The sequence below is a fragment of the Ruegeria sp. HKCCD3925 genome (genome assembly GCF_057221175.1).
In genome coordinates this window covers 105,663-118,659 of the sequence record NZ_JBWVBI010000004.1, presented here as the reverse complement: position 1 = coordinate 118,659, position 12,997 = coordinate 105,663, and the positions used below count along the sequence as shown (strand labels likewise).

General features: G+C 57.5%; 12 protein-coding genes. 3 read left to right on the top strand and 9 right to left on the bottom strand.

Annotated elements, in window-relative coordinates; all coding sequences use genetic code 11:
• Complete coding sequence (locus tag AC2TEM_RS10690) at positions 1 to 462, top strand: Lrp/AsnC family transcriptional regulator (RefSeq protein WP_170401903.1); 462 nt, start codon at positions 1 to 3, stop codon at positions 460 to 462.
• 120 nt (positions 463 to 582) lie between these two features.
• On the opposite strand, the gene rpsD is transcribed toward AC2TEM_RS10690, so the two are convergent.
• The 3 genes from rpsD to AC2TEM_RS10675 form a co-directional block, all read right to left on the bottom strand.
• Positions 583 to 1,203: a 30S ribosomal protein S4 gene (gene rpsD, locus AC2TEM_RS10685; protein WP_170392466.1), complete on the bottom strand. Its 621-nt coding sequence runs from the start codon at positions 1,201 to 1,203 to the stop codon at positions 583 to 585.
• A gap of 212 nt (positions 1,204 to 1,415) precedes the next feature.
• Complete coding sequence (locus tag AC2TEM_RS10680; RefSeq protein WP_480856184.1) at positions 1,416 to 1,730, bottom strand: hypothetical protein; 315 nt, start codon at positions 1,728 to 1,730, stop codon at positions 1,416 to 1,418.
• 426 nt (positions 1,731 to 2,156) lie between these two features.
• On the bottom strand, positions 2,157 to 4,439 hold the full coding sequence (locus tag AC2TEM_RS10675; RefSeq protein WP_170420527.1) for an adenosylcobalamin-dependent ribonucleoside-diphosphate reductase: 2,283 nt from the start codon (positions 4,437 to 4,439) through the stop codon (positions 2,157 to 2,159).
• A 129-nt stretch (positions 4,440 to 4,568) separates the two neighbouring features.
• On the opposite strand from AC2TEM_RS10675, the gene AC2TEM_RS10670 reads away from it, so the two are divergent.
• The gene (locus tag AC2TEM_RS10670; RefSeq protein WP_170392480.1) at positions 4,569 to 5,000 is read left to right on the top strand and encodes a DUF1489 family protein; all 432 of its coding nucleotides are present in this window, start codon (positions 4,569 to 4,571) and stop codon (positions 4,998 to 5,000) included.
• On the opposite strand, the gene hisG is transcribed toward AC2TEM_RS10670, so the two are convergent.
• Genes hisG through hisS form a run of 3 tightly spaced genes read right to left on the bottom strand, consistent with a single transcriptional unit; the run spans position 4,997 to position 8,262 of the window.
• Positions 4,997 to 5,686: an ATP phosphoribosyltransferase gene (gene hisG / locus AC2TEM_RS10665; RefSeq protein ID WP_170401909.1), complete on the bottom strand. Its 690-nt coding sequence runs from the start codon at positions 5,684 to 5,686 to the stop codon at positions 4,997 to 4,999. The genes AC2TEM_RS10670 and hisG overlap by 4 nt on opposite strands.
• Complete coding sequence (locus AC2TEM_RS10660) at positions 5,683 to 6,771, bottom strand: ATP phosphoribosyltransferase regulatory subunit (protein ID WP_170420523.1); 1,089 nt, start codon at positions 6,769 to 6,771, stop codon at positions 5,683 to 5,685. Before AC2TEM_RS10660 ends, hisG begins: the two co-directional genes overlap by 4 nt.
• A 3-nt stretch (positions 6,772 to 6,774) precedes the next feature.
• Entirely contained in the window at positions 6,775 to 8,262 is a 1,488-nt protein-coding gene (gene hisS, locus AC2TEM_RS10655) for a histidine--tRNA ligase (protein ID WP_170392483.1), read from the bottom strand.
• A 125-nt stretch (positions 8,263 to 8,387) separates the two neighbouring features.
• On the opposite strand from hisS, the gene AC2TEM_RS10650 reads away from it, so the two are divergent.
• Positions 8,388 to 8,582 carry a SlyX family protein gene (locus AC2TEM_RS10650; protein WP_170392484.1) on the top strand — a complete coding sequence of 65 codons (195 nt, stop codon included), beginning with the start codon at positions 8,388 to 8,390 and terminating at the stop codon, positions 8,580 to 8,582.
• A 4-nt stretch (positions 8,583 to 8,586) separates the two neighbouring features.
• On the opposite strand, the gene AC2TEM_RS10645 is transcribed toward AC2TEM_RS10650, so the two are convergent.
• The 3 genes from AC2TEM_RS10645 to dnaE all read right to left on the bottom strand — a co-directional run bounded on the left by AC2TEM_RS10645 (position 8,587) and on the right by dnaE (position 12,760).
• Positions 8,587 to 8,955 (bottom strand): hypothetical protein, encoded by a 369-nt coding sequence (locus AC2TEM_RS10645; RefSeq protein ID WP_170420521.1) that lies wholly within the window; start codon positions 8,953 to 8,955, stop codon positions 8,587 to 8,589.
• A 5-nt stretch (positions 8,956 to 8,960) separates the two neighbouring features.
• A complete protein-coding gene (locus tag AC2TEM_RS10640; RefSeq protein WP_170420519.1) occupies positions 8,961 to 9,173 on the bottom strand; it encodes a YMGG-like glycine zipper-containing protein in 213 nt (70 codons plus the stop codon).
• An 86-nt stretch (positions 9,174 to 9,259) separates the two neighbouring features.
• Entirely contained in the window at positions 9,260 to 12,760 is a 3,501-nt protein-coding gene (dnaE, locus tag AC2TEM_RS10635) for a DNA polymerase III subunit alpha (protein ID WP_170420517.1), read from the bottom strand.
• Positions 12,761 to 12,997: the final 237 nt, after the last annotated feature.

Below are 12,997 nucleotides of genomic sequence, written 5' to 3'. Positions count from 1 at the left end.
ATGGAGAAAAAATTAGATCAAATTGACACGCGTCTTCTGAAGGAACTGCAAAAAGACGCAACACTTTCCCAGCGAGAATTGGCAGATAGGGTCGGCCTGTCCCAAAATGCCTGCTGGCGAAGAATAAAGGCCTTGAACGACACAGGTGTCCTGCAAGGTTCTACGGCGCGCATCGCGCGTGAAAAGCTTGGGCTGAATCTGGTGGTTTTCGTCATGCTGCGCACGCGCCACCACTCTGCCCAATGGTTGCAGGCCTTTCGCAGTCATGTCCTGACCATTCCTGAAGTGGTCGATTTCCATCGCATTGGCGGCGACTATGACTATCAACTCAAGGTCGTTACAGAAGATATGGCCTCTTACGACAAAGTCTATCAACGCCTCATCGATAAGATCGAACTGGACAGCGTCACCTCCTATTTCGCAATGGAGGCCATTGCCGAAAGTCGCCCGCTTCCTATCTGATCCGCCTCTTCATCTGGCCAAATATATCTCGGGGGAGTCGCGCAGCGACTGGGGCAGAGCCCCATAAAAAAAAAGACCGCGCTGAAAGCGCGGCCCTTAAACTCAACAGGTCGGCGAAGATTAGTTCTTCGCGTAGAATTCGACGACCAGGTTCGGTTCCATCATAACCGGGTAAGGCACATCGCTCAGGCCCGGTGCACGCACGAAGGTCGCGGTCATTTTCGAGTGGTCGGCGTCGATGTAGTCAGGCACATCACGCTCGGCCAAGCCGACAGCTTCCAGGACAACGGCCAACTGCTTGGACTTATCACGCACTTCGATAACGTCGCCTTCTTTGACGCGGTAGGACGGGATGTTGACCCGCTTGCCGTTCACTTTAACGTGGCCGTGGTTCACGAACTGACGTGCGGCGAACACGGTCGGAACAAACTTGGCGCGGTAAACAACGGCGTCCAGACGGCGCTCCAGCAGACCGATCAGGTTTTCACCGGTGTCGCCTTTGACACGTTCGGCTTCTGCATAGATGCGGCGGAACTGCTTCTCGGTCAGGTCGCCGTAGTAGCCTTTCAGCTTCTGCTTGGCACGCAGCTGCAGACCGAAGTCAGACAGTTTGCCCTTGCGGCGCTGGCCATGCTGGCCGGGGCCGTATTCACGACGATTAACCGGGGATTTCGGACGACCCCAGATGTTTTCGCCCATCCGGCGGTCGATTTTGTACTTGGCAGACGTGCGTTTGGTCACGGCTGATCTCCTTCTTTAGATCGAGGCCCCGATGGGCCACTATGAAGGGCGTTGTCCTCTTGAGGTTTCCCCCATGACAGGCATCCCCTCGCGGGGGCCACCAACACCAATGAAGCCGCGCTTATATCCCTGCTTCGGCCAGAGTCAACACGCCACAGCAAGCAAAGGGTAGGATTTCTGCTTAGAGTTGGAATCTTTCTGAGAAGTATCCGTTATTCAGCGGCCCAACCGGCAGTAATTGATAGACTTACCGGCACTGAACTTGCATTTGCGCGAGCCGCCGGGAACACGACAACCTTGTCGTCATAACCGCTGTCAATCTCAACAGGTTCAATATGCGAAGCTGCCGAACTGACCCAGAAATCTTGATCAGGCTCAGGGCATCCATCCTCAAACACAAGCACCAGAGACGCTTCGTTCACCTCACGCACCAGCTCGGCAACGAAAGTCTGAGCCCCGTTTGACAACTCGATCTTGGCACTTTCGTTGATCTCGCCGGGGTTGGCGAAACTGGCTCTGGCCGCCAATATAGATCTAAGACCGGTGGAGCCTGCGTGCAGCGCAACTTGGTCAGCACTTGCGGCGAGTTGGACCCCTCGCCCCCTCCAGGACCAAGAGCTACCAACGCACAAGTGGGCCAAAGGCGCCGCCTCAAGCCCGTCAACTTCCGTCTGTGTCCAAAATATTGCTATTCGACCGTTATAACCGGTTCTCATCTGTCCGCCCGCACTTTTACTCATCCCACAAGTAACTGTGCTTGTGTATCAACGAAAAAATGGGCGGAAAAGAGACCGAAATGTAGCAATCACGAAAATGTTGCTAAAGAACAGCCTCATATTGATACTTTTCGTCGAATGTTGGTGAACGTCTGGCGCACCGCGCTAAGTTCGCTTCGATCCGAAGTCCGCGAAGATAGCCGACTTTGATTGATTGCAGATAGCTTTTACGCCAAATCAGCCACACTTAGAATGACCGCAGCTGCGGCAGGTCATGCAGCCTTCGATCATCACCATGTCGAACTGACCACAGGATGGGCAAGTCTTGCCACGCGGGGCGTCCATGTTGACCACCTGCGCCTGAGGATCGGATTTCAGGCCCATGCCTTCGCCCTCAAGGAAGCCGATATTGACCATGTGTTGCTCGATCACGCCGCCAATCGCGGCCAGAATGGACGGAATGTACTTGCCTTTGACCCAGGCCCCGCCGCGCGGGTCGAACACAGCTTTCAGTTCCTCGACCACAAAGGACACATCGCCACCGCGTCGGAACACGGCCGATATCATCCGGGTCAAAGCCAGCGTCCAAGCATAATGCTCCATATTCTTCGAGTTAATGAACACCTCGAAGGGACGGCGGCGTCCGCCAATGACGATATCGTTGATTGTCAGATAAATTGCGTGCTCGCTGTCCGGCCATTTCAGCTTGTAAGTCGACCCTTCAAGCGATTGTGGGCGATCAAGCGGTTCGGACATATAAACGACCTCGCCCCCGTCAACCTCATGCGGGGCATCCGCGCTTTCACCCGGCGCTTTGTCGTCGCTTTCCGATACGCTCAGAACCGAACCGGTGATATCATTGGGGCGATAGGTTGTGCAGCCTTTGCATCCCTGATCCCAGGCCTGCATGTAGACGTCTTTGAAGGCATCAAAGCTGATATCTTCGGGGCAATTGATTGTCTTCGATATCGAACTATCGATCCACTTTTGCGCCGCCGCCTGCATTTTTACGTGATGGGACGGGCTTAGTGTTTGCGCATTCACGAAATACTCGGGCAATTCGGCGTCGCCAAACTTGTCGCGCCACATCTGCACCGCATAGTCCACAACCTCTTCTTCGGTGCGCGAACCGTCCTTTTGCAGCACCTTGCGCGTGTAGGCATAGGCAAAAACCGGCTCGATCCCCGAAGATACGTTGCCCGCATAAAGCGAAATCGTACCCGTCGGCGCGATCGAGGTCAGCAGCGCGTTGCGGATGCCGTGTTCGCGGATTGCGTCGCGCACATCGTCATCCATCTGTTGCATGGTGCCGCTGGCCAGATATTTCTCGGCGTCAAACAGTGGGAAAGCGCCCTTTTCCCTCGCCAAATCGACCGACGCCAGATACGCGGCGCGCGCGATCGCGTGCAACCAGCGTTCGGTCTGACGCGCCGCCTCGTCCGAGCCGTAGCGCAGACCTAACATCAACAGCGCATCGGCCAGACCAGTCACGCCCAGCCCGATGCGGCGCTTGTCTTGCGCCTCGGCTTCTTGTTCGGCCAGCGGGAATTTCGACGCGTCCACCACGTTGTCCATCATGCGAACGGCGGTGGCCACCAGCTCTTGCAAAGCCTCCTCGTCCAGATGCGCGGCATCCTCGAACGGCTCGGCAACCAACCGTGCCAGATTGATCGAACCCAGCAGACAGGCACCATAAGGCGGTAGAGGTTGTTCTCCGCACGGGTTGGTCGCTGAGATCGTCTCGACGTAATTCAGATTGTTCGCCTGATTGATCCGGTCGATAAAGATCACGCCCGGCTCGGCATAATCATAGGTGGCCTGCATGATCTTGTTCCAAAGATCCCGCGCCTGAACGGTGTGATAGACCTTTCCGTCAAATACCAGATCCCACGGTCCATCGGCCTTGACGGCCTCCATGAATGGATCGGTGACCAGAACCGACATGTTGAACATGCGCAAACGCGCCGGGTCGGATTTCGCGGTGATGAACTGTTCGATATCCGGATGGTCGCAGCGCATGGTCGCCATCATCGCACCACGACGCGAGCCTGCAGACATGATCGTGCGGCACATGGCGTCCCAGACGTCCATAAAGCTTAGCGGGCCCGAGGCATCCGCTGCGACCCCTTTCACATCGGCGCCGCGCGGACGGATGGTTGAGAAATCGTAACCGATCCCCCCGCCCTGCTGCATGGTCAGCGCGGCCTCTTTCAGCATGTCGAAGATACCGCCCATGCTGTCGGGGATCGTCCCCATCACAAAGCAGTTGAACAGGGTTACCTGTCGCGCGGTGCCCGCCCCGGCGGTGATGCGGCCAGCAGGAAGGTATTTGAAATCCTCTAGCGCCTCATAGAATTTTTCTTCCCAATGCGCCGGGTCTTCTTCCACACGCGCCAGATCACGAGCTATGCGCCGCCAGCTGTCCTCGACTGTCTGATCGATGGGCGTACCATCCGCCTGTTTAAAGCGGTATTTCATATCCCAGATCTGCTCGGCGATGGGGGCGGCAAAGCGGCTCATTGGTGATTCCCTGTGCTGAAAGAGGCATTCAGATTAGCCCAGATCACATCTAAACCACAACACCTTGATGACAAGCGCATGAGGGCTACAATATAGGGATCACCCTTGGGACGACTCTGTGGGAAAGCTGTGGATAAGTACGTAAACCTCATCAAACTTTCGGTTGGGTCAGAAAGCGTCGACACGTTGATGGCGTGGCAAGACAGCCGCAAACCACTCTATGAGGACGGATACCCGCGCCACGTCACCCGCATGTGGCCCAAGCGCGACGCTGAAATTCTGAATGGCGGGTCGATCTATTGGGTGATCAAGGGTGTGGTCCAGTGCCGCCAGCGCATCCTGCGGCTGGATGAAGTCCGCGGTGAGGATGGCATCCGCCGCTGCGCCATCGTCCTGGACCCCGAGGTACACAGAACGCAGAACGCTCTGAAGCGTCCATTCCAGGGCTGGCGGTATCTCAAGCCTGAGGACACCCCGGCCGACTTGCCTAAAAATCGCGAGCAGGACGATGCCCTGCCCGACGATCTGAACCGCGCATTAGCGGAAATTGGGGTGCTTTAGGCCAACCTGTCCAGCAGCTCATTCAAAGCCGTCTTTTCAGCCGCATCGTATTTGGCCACGCGGCTGCGCCACAGCGTGGCCTGCGATTGCAGGATCAACCCATCCGACAGGATTTTCAGGTGGTTCGCCCGCAGTGTTTCCCCGGTCGAGGTGATATCGGCAATCGCCTCGGCTGTCTCATTCACCACCGTCCCCTCGGTTGCGCCCTGGCTGTCGACCAGCGTGTAATCGGCCACTCCCGCTTCGGTCAGGAATTCGCGGACCAGACGGTGGTACTTGGTAGCGATGCGCAGCCGGTGGCCATGCGCCCTGCGAAAACCCGCCGCCGCCGCATCCAGATCATCCAGAGTATCCACGTCGACCCAGCAGGCTGGGGTTGCAATGATAAGGTCCGCCTTGCCGAACCCCAAAGGTGCAACCTCTTCCACCTGCTGTTCCCAGCGCGGCAGCTTTTCATGCACAAGATCGATGCCGGTCACGCCCAAATGAATGCGTCCCGCCGCCAGCTCGCGCGGAATCTCTCCTGCAGACAATAGGATCAGCGAGACGCCACCAATCCCATCAACCTTGCCCGCGTATTCCCGGTCTGATCCGCTGCGCGACAGTGTAATGCCGCGCTTTTCAAACCATGCGAAGGTCTTGTCCATCAACCGGCCCTTCGAAGGCACACCGAGTTTCAGGCTCATTGCGCAGCCTCCTCGATTTCGAGCATCAGGTCCGGGCGGATCACGCCGCCAATTGCCGGAATCTCGGCCCCACCACCCAATTGCCTGGTCAGCGCATCATAGCGCCCACCGGTTGCGACCGGTGGCAGATCAGGGCGGCCTTCGGCATAAAAGCCGAATACAAACCCGTCGTAGTACTCCATCGAGGTCCTGCCATAAGACGCCTCAAAATCCAGTGTATCCACATCCACGCCCCGCGCCTGCAGGGCTGCGATACGAGCTTCCAAACGATCCAAAGCAGATGTGATCTGTGGCAGATCAACCGCAATGTCACGCAGTTGTTCCAGCGCGAAAGGCATGGTTTCGCGCACGTTAAGCAGCGTCTCCAAACCGGCCAGTTCATTGTCCGAGATCGGCGGCGCAGCGCGGTCTTCGCGCAGGGCTTCAATCCGGTCGAGGATTTCCGGCGCGCGGCGTTTACCGATCATGGGCACGTCAATCGCCAATGGGTCAGCTGCGTCTAGCAGAGCATCGCGCCCCTCGAGACTAGCTTTGCGTCCGGCATATCGGTCCAGCAAAACGCGGAACCGGCGAGGCCGCCAGAGATGCCGCATCAGTGCAGCCTTACGACGGCTAGTGGTCTTGAGACCCCCGACGGCGGCGATCAGAATACCGATATCACCTGTCGCTGCCCGCAAAGGCAGCCCGCGCAATTGCAGGGCAAATAACGAAAACACCTCGGCATCGGCTCCGGCGGGGTCTTCGCGATCAAATACTTCGTAGCCGACTTGGATATACTCATTAGCACGATCCGGATCGTGTTCCTGACGGCGGAACACTTCGCCGGAATAGGTGTATCTTGCTGGTTCAGCCCCATCGGACATGTGCATCTGTACCACCGGCAGGGTGAAATCCGGGCGCAGCATCTGCTCACCCCGCAGCGCGTCCGAGGTTACGTAAGCACGGGCGCGGATATCTTCTCCATAGAGGTCCAGCAGCGTCCCGGCTGGCTGCAGCAGAGGCGTATCAACCACCTGCGCGCCCGCCGCCTCGAACCGGACACGCATCATTGCGGCGCGGGCCTGTATTTGGGAACGGTTCGGCATGGGTCAGTCCTGATTGTCCAGAATCTCGCGCACCTTAGCGACCAGATCGCCGCGGGGCACTTCGAACTGGCTGGGCCGTTCTTTCCATTCCTCAAGCGTGGCGCTTTCGGCAATCTTGGCGCCAAGGATCAGGTCCTTGATCTGTACGATCCCATTTGCCTTTTCGTCACCGCCTTCGATCACCGCAATTGGAGAGTTCCGCTTGTCCGCATATTTCAGTTGGTTGCCAAAGTTCTTGGGGTTGCCCAAGTAGACCTCGGCCCGGATTCCGGCATTGCGCAGTTCTGCCACCATCGCCTGGTAGTCCGCCATGCGATCGCGGTCCATCACGGTCACAACCACTGGGCCGGTGGCCTGCGCCGCGATCCGCCCCTTTTCACGCAAAGCGGCCAGCAATCGGTCAACACCGATGGAGATGCCGGTCGCGGGTACTTCCTGTCCGGTAAACCGCTTGACCAGATCATCATAGCGACCACCACCCGAGACCGACCCGAATTGCCGCTTGCGGCCCTTCTCGTCGTATATTTCGAAGGTCAGTTCGGCCTCATAGACCGGCCCGGTGTAATAGCCGAGGCCACGCACGACCGAAGGATCAATCTCGATCCGGTCCGAACCATACCCGCCTGCATCCAGCAGCGCACCAATCTGCTCCAACTCAGCGATCCCGTCCGCACCGATCTTGCTGTCACCCACAGCGGCGCGCAGGTTGGCCAGCGTTCCGGCGGTATCTGCAGCTTTAGAAGTCAGGAAGGCAATCACCGGCTCGGCCTGATCACCGCTAAGACCAACACCATCGATAAAAGCGCCAGAGGCATCCAATCGGCCGTTGGTCAAAAGCTCACGCACACCAGCCTCGCCCACCTTGTCGAACTTGTCGATCGTGCGCAGAACATTATCTCGGGCGGCGGCGTCTTCACCCAAACCCATCGCTTCGAGCACACCATTCAGAACCTTACGGTTGTTGACCCGCACCAGATAGTCACCGCGCGGGATTCCAACGGTTTCCAGCGTGTCCGACAGCATGGCGCAAATCTCGGCATCCGCAGCCATTGAGGCCGTGCCCACCGTATCCGCATCGCACTGATAAAACTGGCGATACCGCCCCGGCCCCGGCTTCTCGTTCCGCCAGACCGGACCCATCGCATAGCGGCGATAAGGCGTCGGCAGATCGTTGCGGTGCTGCGCATAGACACGGGCCAGAGGCGCAGTCAGGTCATAGCGCAGCGCCATCCAGTCGCCATTGCCGCCTTCGTCAAATTCCTGCCATGCAAATACGCCCTCGTTCGGGCGGTCCACGTCGGGCAGGAACTTGCCCAACGCCTCAACCGTTTCAACCGCGCTGCTCTCCAAGGCATCGAACCCGTAACGATGATAGACGCCTGCAATCGTCCGCAGCATCTCGGTGCGCTGCGTGACTTCCTCGCCGAAATAGTCACGGAACCCTTTCGGCGTTACGGCCTTGGGGCGGGGCTGTTTCTTGGGCTTGGCCATGTGGGGCGTCCTTGGGATTTAGTGTTCCGCGCGCGGTCTATCCCATGGTCTGTTTCGGGGCAAGGCGGGGTTTCTCTGGCCAGGGCGTCACAGGGTCGCTATGAGACGCCTATAAGGAGAGCCCCATGCAGCATCTGGAAGAGCAGATCGCCCATCTGACCCGCACGGTCGAAGAGCTGAACTCGGTCGTCACAAACCAACAGAACGAGATCGACCGCCTGACCCGCCGCGTCGAGATGCTGTTGCAACGCGAGGCGGAACGCGCGCAGGAAGGCTCAGGCGGCGTTGTGTTCGGCGACGAACGCCCGCCGCATTACTGAGGGGTTACAACCCCAGCGTCGACTTCACCGCGTTATCGACCACACCGCCCAGAAGGGCATTCTTGTCGGCGGCACAACCCTCTGACAGAGCAGCAATGAAGGCTTCGCGCAGTTGGGTCTTTTCCTCGTCAGTGGCCGCATGATCTTCGATATTGATCTGGCGGTTATAGAGTGACAGGGCCGTCATTTTTCCAACAACGGCCACGACAAATTCTTCGTCGCCATCAGCCTCCTCTGCGATCGACGCACATGTGTAGTGCATCACAGGCAAGGCATCCTGTACCATCTGCTCTGCTGAATCGTCAGCCAGCGCGAATGTGGGTACGACAAAGAGCGTGGCACAGAAAGTAGATTTTATGAGAATTGACTGCATCAGCTTCACTTCCAGTTATGTCCGATAATCGCACCGGCCACCCCACCGACCGCAGCCCCTTTACCATCGCCTACCAGCGCGCCAACGCCCGCGCCGACCAAGGCCCCGGTAAGAGTGTTTTTCTTCTTTTTGTCGTCTGCATGTACCGCAGTGGCCAATGCCAGTGAACATGCCGCGGCGAGTGTAAATATCCTTAAAACATTGCCTGAACTTGCCATTTCGGAACCCTCCTGTGAAATGACCTTTGAGGATGTTCACCCAGCCTAGCGGGGTCCATCGCGTGTGGCAACATTACGGTTCGGGATCAGATTTCTTCGATCTCCGATATCCCCTCGAGCGACTTCAGCGCGCCTTTGATTTCTGGGTTGATCGGAAATTCCCGGCCCAGATCCATCTCGACCTCGCCTGGCAGTCCGGGATCGAATAGGCAAACATAAACAGGTCCCTTGGCCACCCTTTTGGCTGAAGCCTCTGCGCCTTCCAGTACCGTGGCCATGTTCGGCAAAACCTTCGAATCCTCGACAAACACACGCAAACCCGTCGCACCCGCATCGGCCACAACTGTATCAACCGGACCAACGGAACGGCCCAGCAGTTTCAGCTGATCGGCCTCCATGGTCGCTTCGGCCGTCAGTACCACCTGTGCGCCGGTTTCCAGAAACTCTCGGGATTTCTCCAGTGTTTCCGAGAATAACGTGACCTCGAATGCCCCAGTCGGATCAGAGAGCTGCGCAAAAGCAAACCGATTGCCACGCGCTGATTTCCTTTCCTGCCGACCTGCAACGACTCCGGCCATCTTAGCGATAAATGGTCCAGAGCGCGCCTTTTCAGTCACCTGGTCCAGTGTCAGCACCTGTTTGCGCTTCAGGGCCGGCATATAGTCATCCAGCGGATGGCCAGACAGGTAGAATCCGATGGCCTTGAATTCCTCGCTTAGGCGTTCGGCAGGTAGCCAATCAGGCGAAGGGGACAGACGCGGTTCGGGCAGGTCATCGCCTGCCTCGCCAAACAGGGAAACTTGGTTGGAATTCTTCTGCTCGTGAATCGCCGCCGAATACTGAACCAACGGATCAAGGCTTTCAAACACACGGCGACGATTTTTATCGAGCTCGTCAAAGGCACCGGCGCGAGCCAGCATCTCAAGCGGGCGTTTGCCGACCTTCTTCAGGTCAACACGGCGGGCGAAGTCGAACAGGTTTACGAAAGGCTTTTCGCCACGCCCCTCAACCACAAGATTCATTGCCTCGACGCCTACGTTCTTGAGCGCGCCCAGCGCATAGACCAAATGCCCATCGGCCACATCAAAGGTCGCTTGGGATCGATTTACGCACGGCGGAACATAGGGCAGCTGCAGCCCCTTGCGGACTTCCTCAAAATAGATCGCGAGCTTGTCGGTCAGATGGATATCGCAGTTCATGACACCTGCCATGAACTCGACCGGGTGGTTCGCCTTTAGCCAGCCGGTTTGATAGCTGACCACCGCATAGGCGGCGGCGTGGGATTTGTTGAAGCCATAGTTGGCGAACTTGTCCAGCAGGTTCCAGACTTCGGTCGCCTTGGCCTCATCCACATTGTTTTCGGCAGCACCTTTGAGGAACTTGGGCCGCTCTGCATCCATCGCCTCCTGAATTTTCTTACCCATCGCGCGGCGCAGCAAGTCCGCGCCCCCAAGGCTGTAACCCGCCATTTCCTGCGCGATCTGCATCACCTGTTCCTGATAGACGATGATGCCCTGCGTCTCATCCAAGATATGGTCGATGGACGGGTGCAGCGTGTCGCGTTCGCTAAGCTTGTTCTTGACTTCGCAGAACTTGGGGATGTTCTCCATCGGGCCGGGTCGATAAAGCGCGACGAGGGCGATGATATCCTCGATACAATCCGGCTTCATCCGCTTGAGCGCATCCATCATGCCCGAGGATTCAACCTGGAACACCGCCACCGTCTTGGCCGCCGAATAGAGTTTGTACGTCGCCTCGTCATCCAGCGGGATGGCGTTGATCTGATTTATTGCCCCTTCGGCGGGTTCATAGAGTTCCGTGCCATCGGGAGCTATGTGAAGGTCACGGCCTGACTTAAAGATCAAATCCATCGCGTTCTGGATCACGGTCAGTGTTTTCAGACCCAGGAAATCGAACTTTACAAGCCCGGCCTGTTCAACCCATTTCATGTTGAATTGGGTCGCAGGCATGTCCGAACGCGGGTCCTGGTATATTGGAACCAGTGCATCCAGCGGCCGGTCTCCGATCACCACGCCGGCAGCGTGTGTCGAGGCGTTGCGCAGCAGCCCCTCGACTTGCTGGCCATATGTGAGCAGACGGTCCACGACCTCTTCATTGCGTGCCTCTTCCCGCAGGCGCGGCTCATCCTTCAGCGCCTTTTCGATGGAAACGGGTTTGACGCCTTCGACCGGGATCATCTTGGACAGGCGATCAACCTGTCCGTATGGCATCTGCAATACACGCCCAATATCGCGCACAGCCGCCTTCGACAGCAAGGCACCGAAGGTGATGATCTGCCCCACTTTGTCGCGCCCGTATTTCTGCTGCACGTAGCGGATAACCTCTTCACGGCGATCCATGCAGAAGTCGATATCGAAGTCGGGCATAGAAACCCGCTCGGGGTTCAGAAACCGTTCAAACAAAAGCGAATACCGCAGCGGATCAAGGTCGGTAATCGTCAGCGCATAAGCCACCAGTGATCCCGCACCCGAGCCTCGCCCCGGACCCACCGGAATGTCATGATCCTTGGCCCATTGGATAAAGTCGGCAACGATCAGGAAATAGCCTGGGAAGCCCATCCCTTCGATGATGCCAAGTTCGAAATCCAGCCGTTCCTGATATTCTTCAGGTGTCACGGCGTGCGGGATCACGGCCAGACGTTTTTGCAGACCCTCGTTGGCGATGCGACGCAGTTCGGCGACCTCATCATCTGCAAACTTCGGCAGGATCGGGTCGCGGCGATAGGCCATGAAGGCGCAGCGTTGCGCGATTTCAACCGTATTCTCGACGGCTTCGGGCAGATCGGCGAACAGCGTCACCATCTCCTGCTGCGACTTGAAATAGTGCTGCGCGGTCAGACGTCGGCGACCGTCCTGCTGGTCGACATAAGCCCCCTCGGCGATACAGATCAGCGCGTCGTGGGCCTCGTACATGTCCGAAGTCGGAAAATAGACGTCATTGGTGGCCACCAGCGGCAGGTTCTTTTCATACGCCATCTCGACATGACTGCGCTCGGTCAAGCGCTCGGCCTCAGGTTGGCCTCCTTCGCCTGGGTGACGCTGCAACTCAACATAAAGGCGATCCGGGAAAATCGCGGACAAACGATCCACCAAGGCCTCGGCAGCAGGGCGCTGACCTTGCTGTAACAGCAACCCTACGGGCCCGTCTGGACCGCCGGTTAAGCAGATCAAATCATCTGATCGTTCCGCCAATTCGTCCAAAGTGACCTGCGGCAACTGCCCGCTTTTGTCTACATACAGGCAGGAACTGAGCTTCATCAGATTCTCATATCCCACCTCGGATTGTGCCAGCAGCACCAGCGGCGCGGGTGCTTTTGGCTTTTCTCCCGGCTGCGCCTGAACGTAACTGAGATCGACCTGACAGCCCATGATCGGTTGCACACCCGCCCCGCTGGCGGTGACCGAAAACTCTAAGGCCGAGAACATTGAATTGGTATCCGTCACCGCGACGGCGGGCATCTCCATCTTCTGGCACAGGTCCGGCAGCTTCTTCAGCCGCACGGCACCTTCCAGCAACGAATATTCAGTGTGAACGCGGAGGTGAATGAATCGGGGGGAACTGCTCATACAGGCTAAGCTATCTCAGCCAGCGACGTTGCAAAAGCGGGAACCGGCACCATCGATTGCCGAAAAAATCATCGGTGATTATTCGGCTTTTTCAGAAGGTGCTTCGGGCGCAGGAACGCACACCTTCCCAAAAAGTGTTTATTTTCAATTTATTAAGTTTCACACATACACGACAATCATGGGCCGCTCGGGTGCAATGGTGTATCATATAGGCAGTTTTTCTTGCCAGATAAGGTG